Source organism: Thermus caldifontis, from assembly GCF_003336745.1.
Taxonomy (GTDB): Bacteria; Deinococcota; Deinococci; order Deinococcales; family Thermaceae; genus Thermus; species Thermus caldifontis.
On record NZ_QGMX01000003.1, the window covers coordinates 138925 to 157072 of the forward strand.

At 66.0% G+C, this 18148-nt stretch carries 17 protein-coding genes and 1 tRNA gene; 9 read left to right on the top strand and 9 right to left on the bottom strand.

All coding sequences use genetic code 11. The features are described 5' to 3' along the window. Positions 1–4 precede the first annotated feature (4 nt). Positions 5–1054, bottom strand: coding sequence for an MFS transporter (locus DK874_RS06195; RefSeq protein ID WP_114313153.1), 1050 nt, complete (start codon positions 1052–1054; stop codon positions 5–7). Positions 1055–1075: 21 nt separating this feature from the next. On the opposite strand from DK874_RS06195, the gene DK874_RS06200 reads away from it, so the two are divergent. Genes DK874_RS06200 through DK874_RS06210 form a run of 3 tightly spaced genes read left to right on the top strand, consistent with a single transcriptional unit; the run spans position 1076 to position 4653 of the window. Then, positions 1076–3202, top strand: a complete 2127-nt coding sequence (locus DK874_RS06200; protein WP_162798736.1) for a primosomal protein N' family DNA-binding protein — start codon at positions 1076–1078, stop codon at positions 3200–3202. A 1-nt stretch (position 3203) separates the two neighbouring features. Beyond that, positions 3204–4328 carry an alanine racemase gene (gene alr, locus DK874_RS06205; RefSeq protein ID WP_114313154.1) on the top strand — a complete coding sequence of 375 codons (1125 nt, stop codon included), beginning with the start codon at positions 3204–3206 and terminating at the stop codon, positions 4326–4328. A gap of 4 nt (positions 4329–4332) precedes the next feature. Further along, positions 4333–4653: a DUF3208 domain-containing protein gene (locus DK874_RS06210; protein ID WP_114313155.1), complete on the top strand. Its 321-nt coding sequence runs from the start codon at positions 4333–4335 to the stop codon at positions 4651–4653. On the opposite strand, the gene DK874_RS06215 is transcribed toward DK874_RS06210, so the two are convergent. The 4 genes from DK874_RS06215 to DK874_RS06230 all read right to left on the bottom strand — a co-directional run bounded on the left by DK874_RS06215 (position 4650) and on the right by DK874_RS06230 (position 8215). Next, positions 4650–5348 carry a glucodextranase DOMON-like domain-containing protein gene (locus tag DK874_RS06215; protein ID WP_114313265.1) on the bottom strand — a complete coding sequence of 233 codons (699 nt, stop codon included), beginning with the start codon at positions 5346–5348 and terminating at the stop codon, positions 4650–4652. The genes DK874_RS06210 and DK874_RS06215 overlap by 4 nt on opposite strands. An 8-nt stretch (positions 5349–5356) precedes the next feature. Then, positions 5357–6517 carry a gluconeogenesis factor YvcK family protein gene (locus DK874_RS06220; protein ID WP_205387566.1) on the bottom strand — a complete coding sequence of 387 codons (1161 nt, stop codon included), beginning with the start codon at positions 6515–6517 and terminating at the stop codon, positions 5357–5359. 73 nt (positions 6518–6590) lie between these two features. Then, complete coding sequence (rapZ, locus tag DK874_RS06225) at positions 6591–7412, bottom strand: RNase adapter RapZ (RefSeq protein ID WP_114313157.1); 822 nt, start codon at positions 7410–7412, stop codon at positions 6591–6593. A gap of 8 nt (positions 7413–7420) precedes the next feature. Beyond that, on the bottom strand, positions 7421–8215 hold the full coding sequence (locus DK874_RS06230) for a CPBP family glutamic-type intramembrane protease (RefSeq protein WP_114313158.1): 795 nt from the start codon (positions 8213–8215) through the stop codon (positions 7421–7423). Positions 8216–8311: 96 nt separating this feature from the next. Here DK874_RS06230 and DK874_RS06235 point away from each other — a divergent pair, with 96 nt between their 5' ends. Continuing rightward, entirely contained in the window at positions 8312–8596 is a 285-nt protein-coding gene (locus DK874_RS06235) for a hypothetical protein (protein ID WP_114313159.1), read from the top strand. Here DK874_RS06235 and DK874_RS06240 read toward each other — a convergent pair. Beyond that, positions 8593–9156: a cob(I)yrinic acid a,c-diamide adenosyltransferase gene (locus DK874_RS06240; protein ID WP_114313160.1), complete on the bottom strand. Its 564-nt coding sequence runs from the start codon at positions 9154–9156 to the stop codon at positions 8593–8595. The genes DK874_RS06235 and DK874_RS06240 overlap by 4 nt on opposite strands. Positions 9157–9207: 51 nt before the next feature. Next, positions 9208–9284, bottom strand: a tRNA-Arg gene (locus tag DK874_RS06245). Positions 9285–9328: 44 nt separating this feature from the next. On the opposite strand from DK874_RS06245, the gene DK874_RS06250 reads away from it, so the two are divergent. Next, positions 9329–9547, top strand: a complete 219-nt coding sequence (locus tag DK874_RS06250) for a hypothetical protein (protein ID WP_114313161.1) — start codon at positions 9329–9331, stop codon at positions 9545–9547. Here DK874_RS06250 and DK874_RS06255 read toward each other — a convergent pair. Next, complete coding sequence (locus DK874_RS06255; RefSeq protein WP_240307617.1) at positions 9515–11371, bottom strand: M66 family metalloprotease; 1857 nt, start codon at positions 11369–11371, stop codon at positions 9515–9517. The two genes, DK874_RS06250 and DK874_RS06255, sit on opposite strands and share 33 nt — an antisense overlap. 71 nt (positions 11372–11442) lie before the next feature. Between DK874_RS06255 and proB the strand changes: the two genes are divergently transcribed. The 4 genes from proB to leuS all read left to right on the top strand — a co-directional run bounded on the left by proB (position 11443) and on the right by leuS (position 17378). Next, positions 11443–12546, top strand: coding sequence for a glutamate 5-kinase (gene proB, locus DK874_RS06260; RefSeq protein ID WP_114313163.1), 1104 nt, complete (start codon positions 11443–11445; stop codon positions 12544–12546). Continuing rightward, the gene (locus DK874_RS06265; protein WP_162798737.1) at positions 12543–13811 is read left to right on the top strand and encodes a glutamate-5-semialdehyde dehydrogenase; all 1269 of its coding nucleotides are present in this window, start codon (positions 12543–12545) and stop codon (positions 13809–13811) included. The genes proB and DK874_RS06265 overlap by 4 nt, the downstream gene beginning before the upstream one ends. A gap of 16 nt (positions 13812–13827) precedes the next feature. After that, the gene (locus tag DK874_RS06270) at positions 13828–14610 is read left to right on the top strand and encodes a YhjD/YihY/BrkB family envelope integrity protein (protein WP_114313164.1); all 783 of its coding nucleotides are present in this window, start codon (positions 13828–13830) and stop codon (positions 14608–14610) included. Positions 14611–14741: 131 nt separating this feature from the next. After that, positions 14742–17378 carry a leucine--tRNA ligase gene (gene leuS / locus DK874_RS06275; RefSeq protein WP_114313267.1) on the top strand — a complete coding sequence of 879 codons (2637 nt, stop codon included), beginning with the start codon at positions 14742–14744 and terminating at the stop codon, positions 17376–17378. Here leuS and DK874_RS06280 read toward each other — a convergent pair. Continuing rightward, positions 17356–18078: a Clp1/GlmU family protein gene (locus DK874_RS06280; protein ID WP_114313165.1), complete on the bottom strand. Its 723-nt coding sequence runs from the start codon at positions 18076–18078 to the stop codon at positions 17356–17358. The genes leuS and DK874_RS06280 overlap by 23 nt on opposite strands. Positions 18079–18148: the final 70 nt, after the last annotated feature.

The window sequence follows — 18148 nt, forward strand, 5'->3', positions numbered from 1 at the left end:
GACCTTAGCGCACGGGGGCCAGGCAAAGGGCCAAAAGGGCTAATCCCACGGCCACCGCCACCGCCAGGGGGAAGCTGTGGAGAAAAAAGGGATAAAGAAGGCCTGCCAGGGTGCCCCCCAGGTAAAAGGCGGCCACATAGGTGCCGCTTACCCCGGCCCCCCTTCTTCCCGCCGTTCCGGAAGCCAGGCTTTGGGCGGTGAAAAGGGCGGCCATCAGGAGCACGAACCCGAGCACCAGGCCTGGGGAGGGCAGGAGCAGGAGCCCCAGGGCAAGGAGGACCAGGGAGAAGGCCAGGCGAAAGGTGGCTACCGCCCCGAACCGGCGGGCCAGGGACCCTGAAAGGGCGCTGCCTGGAATGCCGAAAAGGTAGGCCAGGTACACAAGCCCCACCTCCCCTGGGCGGAAGCCCAGCTCCAGAAGGCGGTAGGGAAGAAGGTTGGCCAGGAAAAGGTTCAGGAAAAGAAGGATGGAGCCCACCAGGTAGAGGGGGAAGGCGGAGGGGTCGTAGTGCGGCCTACCCAGGGGGGGAAGCCCCGCGGGAGCCCGGAGGAGGAGGAAACCCAGGAGAAAAGCGGGCAGGGAAAGGAGGAAAAGGGCCTCCCGCACCCCCACGATCTCCGCCAAAAGCCCTGCCAGCACCCGGCCCAGACCGCCGCCCAGGACGTTCCCCGCCATGTACACCCCGGCCATCTCCCAGGCCCTTTGGGGGAAAAGGAGGGGGATGAGGGCGATGGCTAAGGCGGGCACCAAGGCAGCCCCCACCCCCTGGAGAAGGCGGCCTAGGGTCCAAAGGAAAAGGCTTGGGCCTAGGGCCCCCAAGGCGCCTCCCAGCCCCACCAAAAGAAGCCCTCCCCCCAGCAGGGTTCCGGCGGGAAGGCCCAGCCGGGGCACCAGGGGGGAGAGGAGGACCAAAAGCAAAAGGGGCAGGCCCATCCCTGGCCCCGTGGCTCCGGGAGGAGCCGCAAAGAGCCTTTCCAAAAGGGGAAGCAGGGGCACTACTGCATAGAGGGCGCTATAGAGGGCCACCCCGGAAAGCACCACCGCCCACCGCATCCCCCTTATCCTATGGGCAGCATGCGCCTTCTTCAGGTGGCCTTGCCCCTGCCCCTTCCCCCCATGACCTACCTACCCCCCCTGGGCCAGGAGGGGGTAGATGGGGAAGAGGCCCTGGGGAAGCGGGTGGCGGTGCCCTGGCGGGGGGAGGTGCGGGTAGGGGTGGTGGTGGGGGAGGGAGGCAGGCCGGGCCATGCCTTGCGGCACGCCATCGCCTATCTGGACTCGAGGCCCTATTTGCGCCCGGAGGAGATCCTTTTCCTGGAGGAGGCGGCCCGCTACCTCTTTGCCCCCTTGGGCCAGGTGCTGGCCGACTTCCTGCCCCCCTTTCCTGAACTGGAGCACCGGGTGCGCCTCTACCCGGGGGCGGACCCAGCCCTCCTGCCCAAGGGGCTAGAGGGCCTTGTCACCTGGCAGGAGGCCAGGGGCTTTGACCCCAGGCTCTTGGATTACCTGCGGGAGGCTGGGGTTTTGCAGGAAGAGGTGGCCTTTAAGGAGGGGAGACGGGTCCTTTTCCCCTTGAAGGAACGCCATCCCGAGCCGGTGCTGGATGGGGTCTTGCAGGCGCTCCGCGCCTTGGGCCAGGCGGAAAGCCTGGCGGCTTTGGCCCGGGCCGCCGGGGTGGGGGTAGGCCGGGTGAAGAGGCTTCTCGCCGAAGGGTATATCGGCTACGGACCTCCCCGGGAGGTTTCCCATCCGGGCAGGCCCCTGGAACCCCTTTTCCTTCCGGAAAGGCCCGAGAGGCTGAACGGGGGAAGGCTTTGGGAGAGGATGCGCTTCCTGGCGGGCCTGGTGGCCAAGGGAAACCACCTGGTGCTCTTTCCCGAGGTGAGCCTTTTGGAACGCTTCCTTCTTCACTTCCCCCAGGCCAAGCCCTACCACGGGGGCCTTGCTCGGGAAGCGCGGGAGGCCCTTTTCCGGCAGCCTGAGGGCTTGATTTTCGCCACCTATGGCGGGCTACTCCTCCCCTTCACCCCGGATTCCCTGGTGGTGGTGGAGGAGGGGAGCGAAAGCTACAAGCTTCCCTCGGGAAGCAGGGCCTTTGTGCCTCCTCTGGCGGAGCTTAGGGCCAGGCTTTTGGGGGTGCCCCTCACCTACCTTTCCCTGGTGCCTGCGGTGGAGGTCTTGGAAAAGCCGGGCCTTGCCTTTCCCGTGCCCAAGCCCCGGGTGCTCCTTTTGGACCTAAGGCGGGAGAAGGGGTATCCCCTTGCGGGGAGGGCCTGGGCCCTTTTAAAGCAGGTGGAGGAGAAGGGGCGGCAGGCCCTGGTCCTTTCCCCCCGCCTGGGCTATAGCGCCCTCCTCCTTTGCGCCGATTGCGGCTTTAAGCCCACCTGTCCCAACTGCGCCCTTCCCTTGCGCTACCACAAGGGGGGAAGGGGGGAGCTGGTCTGCCACCAGTGTGGCCACCGAACATCTCCCCCGGCCCTTTGCCCGGAGTGTGCCTCCCCCCTCCTCGAGCCCCGGGGGCCAGGGCTGGAATGGCTAATGGAGGAGCTAAAGGAGCACCTTTCCCTACCCGTGTACCGCTACTCCAGGGAGGGAAAGGATGACCTGGGCCCTCTCCTTAAGGGGGAACCCGGGGTGGTGGTGGGCACCACCGCCCTCCTCCGGGGCCCGGTTCTCCCCGAGCTGGCCTTGGTCCTCCTGCCCTATGCCGACGGTTTCCTTTACGATGCGGATTTCCGCGCCGCCGAGCGGTACCATCGCCTACTTTGGGCCCTCACCGAGCTTAGGCCGGGGCGGAGGCCCCTTCTGGTCCTCCAGACCTACACCCCCGACCACCCTGCCCACCAGGCGCTTTTAGAGGGAAGCGTGGAGGCCTTCCCCTGGAGGGAAAAGGCCCTGCGGGAGGCCCTGGACTACCCTCCCAAGGTGCGGATGGTGAAGCTGGAGGTGGCCCACCGCAAGGAGGAGCGGGCCCTCGAGGAGGCCTATGGCCTCCTTTCTGCCCTGAAGGGCGTGGCCCGGGAGGGGGAGGTGCTGGGCCCGGCTCCCGCCCCGGTGCCCCGGGTCAAGGGGATGTACGTCTTCCACCTCCTCCTAAAGGGGAGCACGGAGCGGCTTGGGGAACTTCTTTCCCGCTTGGACCGCCGCCGTTTTAAGCTGGACCCGGATCCCCACCGCTTTGTGGGGCTTTTGGAGGACTAGCATGGGTCACGCCCCAGGGCACCCCGGTCACGGGCGAAGCTCGTACCTTGAGGCCCGGGCCTGGATAGAGGTGGACCTTAAGGCCCTCGAGACCAACTGGCTTTTCCTTAAGGCCAAGGCCAGGGGAGAGGTGATCCCCGTCCTCAAGGCAGAGGCTTACGGGCATGGGGCCTTGCCCCTGGCCCGGTTCCTCTTCCAAAAGGGGGCCAGGCGGGTGGCGGTGGCCACGGTGGGGGAGGGAAGGGCCTTAAGGCAAGGGGGGGTGGAAGGGGAGGTCTTGCTCCTGGGAAGCCTCCACCCCCTGGAGGCGGAAGCCGCCTTGCGCCTGGGCCTGGTACCCAGCCTGGCCACCCTCGAGGCGGCCAGGGCCCTTTCGCAGAGGGCTTCGGCCTTAGGACTAACCCCCAGGGCCCACCTCAAGGTGGACACGGGGATGAACCGGGTGGGCTTTCCCTGGGAGGAGGCCAGGGAGGCCCTGCGGGCGGTGGAGGCCTTGGGGGTGAGGGTGGAGGGCGTCTATAGCCACCTGGCCACCGCCGGGGAGGACGAGGCCTTCCTCCAGGTGCAAAGGAGCCGCTTCCAAAAGGTGCGGGAGGCTCTGGGAGGAGGGTACTTCTACCACCTGGAAAACTCCTACGGGCTTCTCCTGCACGGGGGGGAGAACGTGCGGGTGGGCCTGGCCCTCTATGGCCTCATCCCCGGCTTTGGCCTAAAGCCCCTCCTCCGCCTCCTGGCCCGGCCCACCCTGGTGAAAAGGCTCAAGGCGGGGGACCGGGTGGGGTACGGCGGGGAGTACGTGGCCCGGGGCGGGGAGTGGCTTTTGACCTTGGGCGTGGGCTATGCCGATGGCCTCCCCCGGGGGGCGGTGCGCTTTGTGAAGGGGCTCGAGGGGGATCTTTACCCGGTGGCGGGCCGCATCTCCATGGATCAGACCATGGTCCTTGCCCCTGGGCCCTTGCCCCTGGAGGCGGTCTTGGAGGTGGTCTCCCCGGATTTCGGTCCCACGGGGCTTTGCGCCTGGGCTGAGGTCCGAAGGACCATCCCCTACGAGGTGGCGGTGCACCTTTCCCGCCGGCTTCCCAGGGTCTACCGCTACGGTGAGGAGGTGCGGGAGGTTCTAGACTAAGCGGGTGCAAGCGGTGCGGCTTTTCCAGGGCTACCTCTGGCACCCCAGGGAGGCTGCCCTGGACCTAAAAACCCTCCTTCCCCAAGAGGTGGAGGGGGCCAGGCTTCTCCTGGACGAGGTGCCGCCTCCCACCCCTTTCTTCCAGGACGGCACCCCCACCCACACCCAGCGCTTCTACCAGCTCACCCTTCTCCTCCTCACCGAGAAGCCGCCCGAGGCCCTGAAGCCCTTGGCGGAGGGCCTGGCCCCCACCCTCCAGGGGATACTGGAGGGGCTTCCCCAGGGGGTGGGCTGGCTTCTTCTGGAGGACCTGCGCCCCCTTTAACCCTTGCGGAGGAGGAAGGCCAAAAGGAGGGAAACCCCGCCTAGGGCAAAGGCCAGAAGGCTTTCCCTCTGGAGGGCGAACCCCTGGGGCCTTAGGGGTTTCAGAAGGCCGGTCTGGTAGGCCCGCACCTGTTCCAGGGGGTCCTGGGCCAACAGGTCCACCGCTGGGGGACTTCCCGGAGGAGCCCCCAGGGTCCACGGGCTGCCCTCCGGGCTGGTGGGGCGCAGGTACCAGGGGGCAAAGGGGTCGAAGAGGCCCACAGCCCCGTAGTAGCCGTAAGGCCCCGGGGGAATCCCTGTGTCCACCGCCACCCACTCCCCCTCCCGCCACACCCTTATGGGCACCCTCTCCCCGGAGGGGGTCCTTTTTTCCCCACCGAACCCCGTGAGGATGTAGGCCACCTCCCAGCCCTGGCCGTGAGGGGTAACAAGCCCGGGGAGCAGGACCTCCTCCCCCCCTTCCCCCGTGTCCAGCCACAGGACCACCGTGGCCAGGCTGAAGCCCAAGGGCCCCTCGAGGGGATTCGGGTAGCGGCTCAGGCGCACCTTGAGCACCAGCCTCCCTTCCCGTTCCTCCCCCGCCAGGGCCAGGAGGTCGGCATACCCCTCCCCCGCCTCCTGGAAAAGGGCCGCCCGGGGATAGAGGTAGGCCAGGCCCTGATCGTCGCCCAAGGGGTCCTGGAAGAGGAAGAGCATGCCCATCTTTATACCAGGGAAACCAGGGCCTTTACCACCTTTTCCGGATCGTGCTGGGCCAAGGGGCCCTCCTCCCGGAAATCCCCGGGGATCACCCGCACCCCGTCCACGGCGAAGGGCCTGGGGTCAAAGGCCACGGGGAAACGCCCCTCCTGGGCATAGCGGCTAAGGACCTCCTCCGGAATGGGGGCGGTGTGCACCAGCACCACCTCGGGCCTCCGGCCCAGGTGGTAGGCGATGGCCTTGTAGTGGTCGTAGGCGGTGTAGCCGTCGGTCTCCCCGGGTTCGGTCATGAGGTTCACCGCGTAGACCAGGGGGGCCTTAGCCGAGGCCAAGGCCTCCAGGAGGGGCTTGGGCAGGAAGCTGGGGATGACGCTGGTGTAGAGGCTTCCCGGGCCCAAGATCAAAAGGTCCGCCTGACGGATGGCCTTTAGGGCCTCCTCCATAACCCTTAGGGGTTCGGGTTCCAGGAGGACTTCCCGGATCTGCCCCCTCTTCTCCCGGATGGCCACCTCCCCCACCACCTCCGTGCCGTCGCGAAACCGGGCCTTAAGCCGCACCGCCTCGGGAGTGGCGGGGAAGACCTGGCCCCGCAGTTGCAGGATGGCGTTGGCCTCGAGGATGGCCTGGGCGAAGTCCTTGGCTTCCTGGTTCAGGGTCAAGAGGAACAGGTTGCCGAAGGTGTGGCCCTTAAACTCCCCTTCCTGGAAGCGGTGGTGCAGGAGCTTGGGAAGGGCGGGATGGTCGGAAAGCGCCGCCAGGCAGTCCACCAGATCCCCCACCGCCGGCAGGCCAAAAGCGGCTCTAAGCCGGCCCGTGGAGCCTCCGTCATCGGTCACTGCCACGATGGCCGTGGTGTTGGCCGTGCGCTCCTTTAGGCCCCTAAGCACCCGGGAAAGCCCGGTGCCCCCGCCAAAGGCCACCACCTTGGGCCCTTGCTCCAGCCTTCTTCGCACATAGACCCGTTCCGGTACCTCCTCGGGCTCGGTGAAGGCGGAGAGCATGCTCCGGTTCATGCTCCTTACCCCTCCCACCAGGAGGAGGAGGCCTAAGAGGCTGAGGGCTAAGGCCCAAGGCTTTGGGGGTGGGGGAGGGAGGAAGTGGGCGAGGCCGTAGGCCGTAAGAAGAACCCCAAGGCCCGCCAAGGCTGCGTAGCGCTTCACCCGCATCCCCGGGTAAAGCCAGCGAAGCGGGGGAAAGCGCCGGGGAAGCCCTTCGGCCGCCCGGTGGAATCCCAAGGGCTTACTCCTCCTTGTCCACATCCCGGTGGCTCACCTCCACCCGGAAGCGGCTTGAGAGCTCCTCGGCGAGCCGTTCCGCCACCGCCACGCTCCGGTGCCTTCCCCCGGTGCACCCCACGGCCACGGTGTAAAAGGCCCTTCCCTCCGCCTTGGCCCCTTCCGCCGCCAGCCCCACCACCGCCAGAAGGGCCCGGTAGTAGGGTTCGTACTCCTCCCGGAACACGTAGGCCTGGACCTCGGGGGCAAGCCCCGTTTTGGGCTTCAGGGCGGAGTCGTAATGGGGGTTGGGCAGGGGACGCACGTCCAGGACCAGATCTGCCTCCTGGGGTGGACCCCACTTGAAGCCGAAGGAGATGAGGCGCAAAAGGAAGCCCGCCTCCTCCCCCAGAAAGCGCAGCAAGACCTCCTTAAGGGCCCTGGGGGAAAGCTCCGAGGTGTCCAGGACCAGGTGGGCCCTAGCCCTTAGAGGTCCCAGGATGCGGCGCTCCTCCCCGATCTCCCGCATGAGGTTGCCCGCCCCTAAGGGGTGGACCCTCCGGGTCAGGTTGTAGCGGCGGAGGAGGACCTCGGGGCGGGCCTCGAGGTAGATCACCGTGGGCTTGAGCCCGTCCAAGGCCCCTTCCAAATCCCCAAAGAAGGCCAGGGCCCGAGCGTCCAGCACCACCCCCGCCCGCTCCACCCCCCTTCTGCCCAGCTCTTCCAGGAGGGCCGGCCACAGGCTTGGGGGGAGGTTGTCCACCATGAAGTAGCCCAGGTCCTCCAAAAAGCCCTTGGCCGTGGTCTTGCCCGCCCCGGATAGCCCCGAAAGCACCAGAAACCGCATCCCCTTGACTATACCCGCCTTCTCAGCCAGAGGTTGAAGAGGGAAAGGAGGAAGACCCCGGGAAGCCCCACCACCCCTACAAGGAGGTCGTGGGTGCGCTCCACCAAAAGGAGGGATAGGCCCGCGATGGCGTTCAAGGTTCCATGAAGGAGGGCTGCGGCCAATACCGAGCCTCCTCCTTCCCGCACCCAAAGGAGGACGGGGGTTAAGGCTAGGGTGAGGAGGATCATCATGGGAACCCCTAGAAGGGGCTCCCTGGGGTAGTTGTGGCCGGCCAGGATGAGGGGGGCGTGCCACAGGCCCCAGAAGAAGCCGATCTCCAGGCTGGCGGGCCAGAAACCCCTTTCCCGGAGCCTTTCCCAAAGGTACCCCCGCCACAGGAGCTCCTCCCCCAAGGCGGCCAGGAGGTTCACCGTGGCCCCCGCCACCAGGGCGGAGAGGATCAGGACCAAGGGCAGGAGTCTCCAGAAGGCTTCGGGGATCCCTGGGGCGGCTTCCGGGGGGATGGTGGACCGGAGGGCATCCAAGCCTTGCCAGGCGCCAAAGGGGAGGCTCAAGGGGATGGAAAGGAGGGTGAGGGCCACGGGAAAGAGCCAGGCGAAAAGCCAGTAGCGGTTGGGCCTTGGGGTGAGGGGGAGGTGGATTCCCTCCTTGCGGGCGAAGTACAGGGCCACCAAGCCGGGAATCCACATGTAAAGGAGGCTGAAGGCCAGGTAGGCAGGGGTATCCACCCTTCCGCCCCCCAGGTAAAAGGCTAAGAAGGCCCCCCAGGAAAGCCCCAGGGCCCAGGAGAAAGCTTGCATAGGCCTCTCCATTTTATCCCTTGAGGAGCCCTCGAGGGCCCTTGGCCCAGGCTCCGGGCCAAAGGGGCTCACCTCATTGGGCCATAATGGGGTTGCATGAAGGCCATGACCTTCTGGGTCAAGCCGCAAAGCTCCATAGAGGCCCTGCCCGAGGCCAAAGAGCTGGTGCAGGACCTCCTGGAACTCTTTTACGAGTACTTCCCCGAGTACGAGGGCTGCCTGGGTTTTTCCCAGTCTCCGAGAAGGCCCCGCTACCTCTTCCTCTACATGGAAGGTCCCTGCGGGGGGCTTCTGCCCTCAGCGGCCCTTTTCCTTAAAGACCTATTGCAAACCGCCTTCCCAGGGGCTGAGGTTAGGGTGTACGGGAAGCCCTGGCCCTAGCGCCTCTTCTTCACCAGCCACTCCTCCTCCCGTACGCCCTCCCGGGCGTTCACCACCCGGGCCAGGACGAAGAGGAGGTCGGAAAGGCGGTTAAGGTAGCGGATAACCTCGGGGTTAACCGGTTCCTCCCGGCTTAGGGCCACCACCTTGCGCTCGGCCCGGCGCACCACGGTGCGGGCCAGGTGCAAGGCCGCTGCCGCCGGGTGACCCCCGGGAAGGACGAAGCCCCGGAAGGGAGGGCTTTCCTCCATATAGCGGTCAATGGCTTCTTCCAGCCCCTCCACATCCTGGGCATCCATACGGGCGATGTTCTTCTCGTAGGGGCTTCCCATGCGGGTGGCCAGATCGGCCCCCAGGTCAAAGAGGGCGTTTTGGATGCGCTCCAGAAGGTCGTGGAGGTCCAGATGCTCCCGGGGAAGGAGGCTTCGGGCCAGGCCCAGGGCGGAGTTGGCCTCGTCCACGGTGCCGTAGGCCTCCACCCGGGGATGGGCCTTCACCACCCGCTCGGCCCCGTAAAGGCCGGTTTCCCCGGCGTCCCCGGTCTTGGTGTAGATCTTCATGGCCCCATTGTAGGTCCTAAAAAACATCCCCCGGGTTTCCCCGGGGGGTTTTGGCGGGCCCGAGAGGATTCGAACCCCTGACCTGCTGATCCGTAGTCAGCCGCTCTATCCAACTGAGCTACGGGCCCAAGCCGACCCTTAAGGTAGCATGGCAAAGCCCCCCTTGTCAATAATGGGTTTGGTGCGGGATAAGCGTCTGGAGGCCCATCTTCTCCATCTTCTCCGGGAGCCCAGGACCCTCGAGGACCTCCACACCCGGCTGCAACCCCTCCACCCTGGGCTTAGGAAGGCCACCCTCTTCGCTCTTCTGGTGCGCCTCAGGCGGGAAGGGAGGGTGCTTTTCTGCGAGGGGCGCTTTTTAGCGGGGGAAGAGGAGGGTGCGGAGGTTTAACCCATCGGTAAGCTGAACCTCCCACTGGCCCCCCGTGGGAAGGTTTTCCAGGGCAAACCGCACCTCCCCCGCCCGGTGCCAAAGGCCCAAGGCGGTGCGGGTGCCATCTATGGCCGTGTGGAAAAGGGAGAAATAGGGGTAGCCCTGGACCCTGGCTAAGAGGAAGCCCCCCTCTTCCCTCAGCTCCACCTGGGGCTCGGCCAGGGGAAGCACGGGACTAACCGTTTCCTTGAGAAGCTGGGTTCCGAGGTAAAGCCCCACCCGGCTGTAAGGCTCCAGGGGCAGACGGGCCTGGAAGTGCAGGATGCCTTCGGAGTCTTTAAGGACGACTACTGGGGCCTCCCGGACTTCTCCAGAGGGGGTTTGGGCCCGAAGATGGTAAGGGGAGGCTTCCCCTTCCGGTTCTGCGGAAACCCTAAGGGGCGGGTTGAAGACCAACTCCCCTTGCCCTATGCGGCCGGAAAAGAGGAGGCCTTCTTCGGGCAGGGATTGGGGCTTCGGGGGAGAGGTCTCCAGGAAACTCTGGGCTCCTTCGTAGGTATAGTCGGAAACCCACTGGGGACCGCAGTAGCTCATGAGGTCATAAAGTTGGCTTGGGTCCTTTAGGGACCCGTTGGCTAGGTCGTAACCCCAGGTGCCGATCTTGCCACCCTCGTAGGGATAGTTGGGGTCGCCGGATACCCCACAAGGGGCGTGTTCCCGGCCAAAGTTATGCCCCAGCTCGTGGGCCATGACCGCGGGGCCGCTTTGGGCATAGTCCCAACCTACCGCCACCGGATAGCCGATATAGCCAATCCCGGCGATGCCCGAGGTGTAGGAAACCTTGACGAAGCCATAGTAGTAGCGGCCGCTTCCGTCGGTTTGGCGCAAGATACGGAGCTCATCCAAAAGCTGGGCCCAGGCGTTCCCGTCCGTGGCGCTCAGGGTGCCGGAGAACGTGTAGGGAGCCCGTTGGGAAAAGGCCACCTCCTTCAAGGGCCAGATGCGCCAGAGGGTCTGGCTGAAGCTGGGCACCTGGGCTTGTTGCCCCTGATGGATTACCGGAACCACGGTGAGGTGGAGCACCGTGCCCGCACCCACGTTGGGGGTTAGGGTTAAGAGGTTGTCGCTTTCGTTGCTCTCGGCCACCTGGTCCTGGGGGTCGGCCCGCAGTTCCACCCGTAGCCCTGGAGCTACCCAACCTTCGGGTAGGGTGGCGGTGCAGGTGGTGGCCAGGTTCCCTGGGTCGGTGGCGGTGGGGATGGGGTTGGGGCAGGTAAAGGTGAGGTTGCCCTGGAAGGTGCTCCCCTGGTACACGGCTCCGGCCAAGGGGTTGCTCAGGGTGATGGGGGAAGGGCTTGCCAGGAGGTGGACCCTAAGCAAGGCGGGCTTGCCTGCCACCAAGCGGAGGTTCTCCTTGAGCACGGTTTGCCCCCATTCCGCCTTGGCGAGGCGCAGGTTTTGGGAAGCCTGGGTAACCTCGAGGGTCAAGGAAGCTTCCTGCACCAGGCCTCCTCCCTGGCCCCGCACGAAGAGGTTGTAGGTGCCGGTGGGGGTGGAGGGGCCTGCGGCCAGGGTTAAGGTCTGGGTAACGGGATTGGGGCCGGTGACGGTTAGGCTTCCCGGGGAGAGGGTTATCCCCGGGGGAGGATTAACTAAGGCCAGGCTCACGGTACCGGTGAAACCGTTTTGGGGTGTTAGGGTGAGGGTAAAGGGCTGAGTTTGCCCCTGGATCACCGTAAGGGTGGGGGGATTGAGCTCCAGCGCAAAGTCGCCAGTGGGGCGGTTGGGAAATAGGCTGTTGCAAGCCCCCAGGAGGAGTACCAAGACCAAGACAAGGGACACCCGTTGGCCCATCCCCATAACCCTAGCCGATGCATGGGCCCGGGGGATGAGAGATGCTATCCTGACCCTTAATGCGCCCGGGGCTCGAGGCCAAGCGGCTGGTCATCAAGGTGGGTAGCGCAGTCCTGGCGGGGCCTAAGGGGCTAGAGCGGGAGGTGATGGCGGAGATCGCTCGCCAGGTCCTGGCCCTTATCCAGGAGGGGCGGGAGGTGGTCCTGGTCTCCTCGGGGGCGGTGGCGGCGGGGATGGCGGCTCTGGGGGTGCCCCGCCCCCAGGATATGCCCACCAAGCAGGCCCTGGCCGCCATCGGCCAGCCCCTCCTCATGGCAGCGTGGCGGGAGGCCTTTGCCCCTACCCCGGTGGCTCAGGTGCTTCTCACCGCCGAGGACCTGGCCAGCCGCGGGCGCTATCTCAACGCCAAGGCCACCTTGCAGGCCATTTTTCACCTTGGGGCCGTGCCCATCATCAACGAGAACGATACCGTGGCCTTCCACGAGATCCGTTTTGGGGACAACGACCAGCTTTCCGCCCGGGTGGCGGCCTTGGTGGAGGCGGGGCTTCTGCTCCTCCTTTCCGACGTGGATGCCCTCTATGAGGATGATCCCAAGAGGAATCCTCTGGCCCGCCCCATTCCCGAGGTGGAACGGGTGGAGCAGGTTTTAGCCCATGCGGGGGAGGGGAACCCCCTGGGAAGCGGGGGGATGCGCTCCAAACTCCTGGCGGCCCGCATGGCCGGGCGGTTGGGTATCCCCACCCTGCTCCTGCCGGGAAGGAGGCCGGGGGTGGTGCTGGAGGCTCTAGGGGGGGCACCTTTGGGCACGTACTTCCATGCCACCAGGCGCTACCGGGGGCAGAGGGCCTGGCTCTATGGGCTTCTTCGGCCCAAGGGGGAGCTGGTGCTGGACGCCGGAGCGGTGCGGGCCCTAAGGGAAAGGGGGGCAAGCCTCTTGCCCGCCGGCATCAAGGCGGTGCGGGGGCGGTTTGGCCGGGGGGAGGCGGTGCGTCTCCTAAGCGAGGGGGGGGAGGAGGTGGGGATGGGCCTGGCCAACTACGCCGCCGAGGAGATAGAGCGCATCAAGGGACATAGGAGCACCGAGATAGAGGCCCTTTTGGGCTACCGCTACACCGAGGAGGTGGTCCACCGGGACCACCTGGTCTTGAAGGAGGAAGGATGATGGGGTTGGGTGCTTCCCAAAAGGGGCTGGAGGAAACCCTGAGGAGGCTGGCGGAGGAGGCTCGGGCCCGGCTTCCGGAGATCGCCAAGGGAAACCGGGACGGGGCCCTTCTCGCCATGGCTCGGCTTCTGGAAGAGGCCTGGCCGGAGGTGCTAAGGGCTAACCGGGAGGACCTGGAGGAGGCCGCAAGGGCGGGCCTATCCCAGGCCAAGCTGGACCGGTTGGCCCTAAAGGATAAGGACCTCAAGACCCTCACCGAGGGCCTGCGCCAGATCGCCGCTCTTCCTGACCCCTTGGGCCGGATCGAGGGGCTTAGCAAAAGACCGAACGGCCTCAGGGTGGGGAGGATGCGCGTCCCCCTGGGCCTCATCGGCTTCATCTACGAGGCCCGGCCCGGGGCCACGGTGGAGGCGGTTTCCGTGGCCTTGAAGGCGGGAAACGCCATGCTCCTGCGGGGGGGAAAGGAGGCCTTCCGCTCCAACCAGGCCCTGGTTGCCCTGTGGCATAGGGCCTTGGGGGAGGCAGGGCTTCCCCTGGAGGCGGTGAGCCTGGTGCCCACCACGGACCGGGAGGCCATCCTGGCCATGTGCCGTCTGGAGCTATTGGACCTCCTCATCCCCCGGGGCGGGGAGGAGCTCATCCGGCTGGTGCAGAAGGAGGCCCGGGTGCCGGTTCTGGCCCACGCCAAGGGGGTGAACCACCTCTACGTGGACCGGAAGGCGGATCTTTCCATGGCCCTCCGCCTGGCCCTAAACGGCAAGACCCAGCGTCCGGCGGTGTGCAACGCCCTCGAGGCCGTTTTGGTGCACGAGGAGGTGGCGGAGGCCTTCCTGCCCATGCTAGAAAAGGCCATGCGGGAAAAGGGGGTGGAGCTTCGGGCCTGCCCCAAAGCCCTCCCCCTCCTTATGGAGGCGGTGCCCGCCCGGAAGGAGGAGTGGGACCGGGAGTACCTGGACCTGATCCTTCGGGTGAAGGTAGTCTCGGGCCTGGAAGAGGCCCTGGAGCACATCGCCCGCTACGGTTCCCGCCACACCGAGGCCATCTGCACGGAAGACCCCCATGTGGCCTGGCGCTTCCTGGAGGAGGTGGACGCCAGCCTGGTCCTTTGGAACGCCTCCACCCGCTTCAACGACGGCTTCCAGCTGGGCCTGGGGGCGGAGATCGGCATCAGCACCTCCAAGCTCCACGCCTACGGCCCCATGGGGCCCCTGGAGCTCACCACCACCAAGTGGGTGGCCCTGGGGGAAGGGCAGGAGCGGGAGTAGCGCCCTGCGGGATACCGTGCTAGGGAAGGCCTTTCGCCTCTACACCCAAGCCCACGTCCCCTTTTTCGCCGCCGCCTTGGCCTACTACGCCCTCCTCTCCCTCATGCCCCTCCTGTTCTTGCTGGTGGGGGTCTTCGGCCTTTTCCTCTCGGGGAACGAGGCCCTACGGGAAGGGTTTTTGGGGGGTGTGGAGGCTTTGGCCGAGGCCCTTTTCCCGGCCCGGCCCGAGCTGGCCCAGGACCTCCTGCGCTTCCTCACCCGGGGGGCTTTTCCCCTCACCCTGGTGAGCACCCTCTTCCTCCTCTGGTCCGGAAGCAACTTCTTTGCCGCCTTAAGCTACGCCTTGGGGCTCATCTTCGGCCGGCCCCCTGGTTTTCGCCACCGCCTTTTGGGCCTCCTCATGCCCCTTCTTCTGGGCCTAGGCCTCATCCTCCTTTCCCTTTTGGGCCTGGCCTTGGGGTTTGTCCTCCGTTTTCTCCCCCCGGAGTGGCGGAGCGCCCTAGGGCCTTTTGAGGTCTTCCTGCCCCTTTTCCTGGCCTTTTTGCTCTTCCTCCTCACCTACGCCTTCTTCCGCGGCCTAAAGGGGTTTCGCGGCCTTCTTCCCTTGAGCGTGGGGGCGGGGGTGGCGGCCCTCCTCTTTGAGGGGGTGCGGCTTGGTTTACCCAGGCTTCTTCCTCGCTCGCAATACGAGCTCCTCTACGGGCCCTTGGCGGGGTTTGTCCTGGCGCTATGGGGCCTCTACCTGGTGCTTTGGGTCTTCCTCCTGGGGGCGGTGGTGGCCAGGGTGGTGGAGGACTAGAGCACCCCACGCCCTTTTGCTGGGTTGCAGTATCATGGTTCCATGAGCCCGGCCAGGCTAGCCCCCTAAAGGGAAGGGGCCTGGCCGTCCCCTTCCCCTTGGGGAAGGGTTTTTTTGGGAGGAGGCCCAGCATGGAGAGGTACAACCCGCACGCCATAGAGCCCAAGTGGCAGCGCTTTTGGAAGGAAAAGGGCTTCATGAGGGCTAAGGAGGCCCTGGGGAAAAAGGGGAAGCAGTACGTGTTGGTCATGTTCCCCTACCCTTCCGGCGATCTCCACATGGGCCACCTGAAGAACTACACCATGGGGGATGTCCTGGCCCGCTTCCGCAAGGTACAGGGGTATGAGGTCCTGCACCCCATGGGCTGGGATGCCTTTGGCCTGCCCGCGGAAAACGCCGCCCTTAAGTTTGGCCTTCACCCCCGGGACTGGACCTATGAGAACATCCGCCAGGCCAAGGAGAGCCTCGAGCTCATGGGCATCCTCTACGACTGGGACCGGGAGGTGACCACCTGCGAGCCCGACTACTACCGCTTCAACCAGTGGATCTTCCTCAAGATGTGGGAGAAGGGCCTGGCCTACCGGGCCAAGGGCCTGGTGAACTGGTGCCCCAAGTGCCAGACGGTCCTGGCCAACGAGCAGGTGGTGGAGGGCCGGTGTTGGCGGCACGAGGACACCCCGGTGGAGAAGCGGGAGCTGGAGCAGTGGTATCTGCGCATCACCGCCTATGCGGAAAGGCTCCTTAAGGACCTCGAGGGCCTGGACTGGCCGGAGAAGGTGAAGGCCATGCAACGGGCCTGGATCGGCCGTTCGGAGGGGGCGGAGATCCAGTTCCCGGTGGAGGGCCTGGGAGAGACCATCACCGTCTTCACCACCCGGCCCGACACCCTTTTCGGGGCCACCTTCATGGTCCTGGCCCCGGAGCACCCCCTCACCTTGAGGCTCGCCACCCCCGATAGGCGGGCCGAGGTGGAGGCCTATGTGGAGGCGGCCAGGCGCAAGACGGAGATCGAGCGCCAGGCGGAGGGCCGGGAGAAGACGGGGGTCTTCCTGGGGGCCTACGCCATCAACCCCGCCACCGGGGAAAGGATCCCCATCTACACCGCCGACTACGTGCTCTATGGCTACGGCACCGGGGCCATCATGGCGGTGCCGGGGCACGACAGCCGGGACTTTGAGTTCGCCAAGAAGTATGGCCTTCCCATACGAAAGGTGATCGAGCGCCCGGGTGAGCCCTTGCCCGAGCCCCTGGAGGCCGCCTACGAGGAGCCCGGCATCATGGTGAACTCCGGGCCCTTTGACGGCACCCCCAGCGAGGAGGGCAAGAAGAGGGTAGTGGCCTGGCTGGAGGAAAAGGGCCTGGGCCGGGCCAGGGTCACCTACCGCCTCCGGGACTGGCTGATAAGCCGCCAGCGCTACTGGGGCACCCCCATCCCCATGGTCCACTGCCAGGCCTGCGGGGTGGTACCGGTCCCCGAGGAGGAGCTTCCCGTCCTCCTCCCCGACCTCAAGGACATCGAGGACATCCGCCCTAAGGGGAAAAGCCCCCTGGAGGCCCACCCCGAGTTCTACGAGACCACCTGCCCCAAGTGCGGCGGCCCCGCCAAGCGGGACACGGACACCATGGACACCTTCTTTGACTCCAGCTGGTACTACCTGCGCTATACCGACCCCAAAAACGATCGGCTTCCCTTCGACCCCGAAAAGGCGGACTTCTGGATGCCCGTGGACCAGTACATCGGCGGGGTGGAGCACGCGGTGCTCCACCTCCTCTACAGCCGCTTCTTCACCAAGTTCCTCCACGACCTGGGGATGGTGAGGGTGGAGGAGCCCTTCCAGGGGCTTTTCACCCAGGGCATGGTCCTGGCCTGGACGGACTTCGGCCCCGTGGAGGTGGAAGGGGAAAGGGTGCGCCTGCCCGAGCCCACCCGCATCCGCCTGGAGATCCCGGAGAAGGAGCTTTCCCTGGAGGAGGTGCGGAAGATGGGGGCCGAGCTCAGGCCCCACGAGGACGGCACCTTACACTTCTGGAAGCCGGCGGTGATGAGCAAGTCCAAGGGCAACGGGGTTATGGTGGGGCCCTTCGTGAAGGAGGAGGGGGCGGATATCGCCCGCATCACCATCCTCTTCGCCGCTCCCCCGGAAAACGAGATGGTCTGGACGGAAGAAGGGGTGCAGGGGGCCTGGCGCTTCCTGAACCGCATATGGCGCCGGGTGGCGGAGGACCGGGAGGCGTTGGCGGCCACCTCGGGCCAGTTCGCTGCCGAGGCCCTCGAGGGCCCCGACAAAGAGCTTTACGGGAAGCTTCACCAGACCCTCAAGAAGGTCACGGAGGACCTGGAGAACCTTCGCTTCAACACCGCCATCGCCGCCCTCATGGAGCTTCTGAACGCCCTTTACGACTACCGCAAGGTGCGGCCCGTAACCCCCCTCTACCGCACCGCCATCCGCTACTATCTGCAGATGCTCTTCCCCTTCGCCCCCCACATCGCCGAGGAGCTTTGGCACTGGTTCTGGCCAGATAGCCTCTTTGAGGCGGGCTGGCCCGAGCTGGACGAGAAGGCCCTGGAAAAGGATGTGGTGGAGGTGGCGGTGCAGGTGAACGGGAGGGTGCGGGGGACCATCCAGATCCCCAAGGACGCTCCCCTCGAGGTGGCCAAGGCCGAGGCCCTCAAGGTGAGGAACGTCCAGGCCCACCTGGAGGGCAAGGCCATCGTGAAGGAAATCTACGTCCCCGGCAAGATCCTCAACCTGGTAGTTCGGGAATAGGGAGAAGAAGCCGGGTGGGGACCACCTGGGCCACCTCCGCCGCCACGGGGGTGAGGAAAAGGCCTTCATCCCCCGCCCAGGCCAGAAGCCGCCCGTAGCCCAGGAGGAACCCCTCCTCGTCCAAAAGGCCGTAAAGCCGGTGGGACTCGGCGGGCTCCATGGGGTGCGCCCCCGCGGGGCCGAGGGGAAGGGGCCGGGGCCTGGCCCCCTGGAAGTGGGCAAGAAGCCTTTCCAGGCGGTTTTTCCGCCTCTCAGCCGAGGTCTTTTTGCGAACCCCAGGGAGGGGTGGGGCCAGGCGCACCCTCAGGTCCTTTCGCCAGGAAAGGGCTTGGTAGAACCCTTCCCACCCCAGGACCAGCACCTCGGTGGGAACCAGGGCCTCCACCTGCAAAAGCCGGAACCCTGGGTCCAGGTAGCCATCCGTGTCGGCCACGGCGGGGCTTCCCGGGGGGATGAGGCGGGCTAAGCGCAAGGCCCCCACCACCGCCCGAGCCTCCACCCCCCGGGGGGAAAGGGCCCCCAGAAGGTAGCGGCGCACGGGAGTTAGGGCTCCTTCCCGGTGGCGAAAGAGGGTAAAGGCCCCGGGCAGGGCTCCTTGCCCCGGGTCCAGGTCCAAAAGGTACGCTTCTCCCGCCTTTTCCAGGAGCTTAAGGGCCAGGGTGGTCTTGCCCGCGTCCGTGGGGCCCGTAAGGAGGAGCATCCCCTTGAAGCTACCCCAAGGAGGCGCCACCTTCCAATACCCCTGTGATGTGACGTATTTTTTCCTTTTC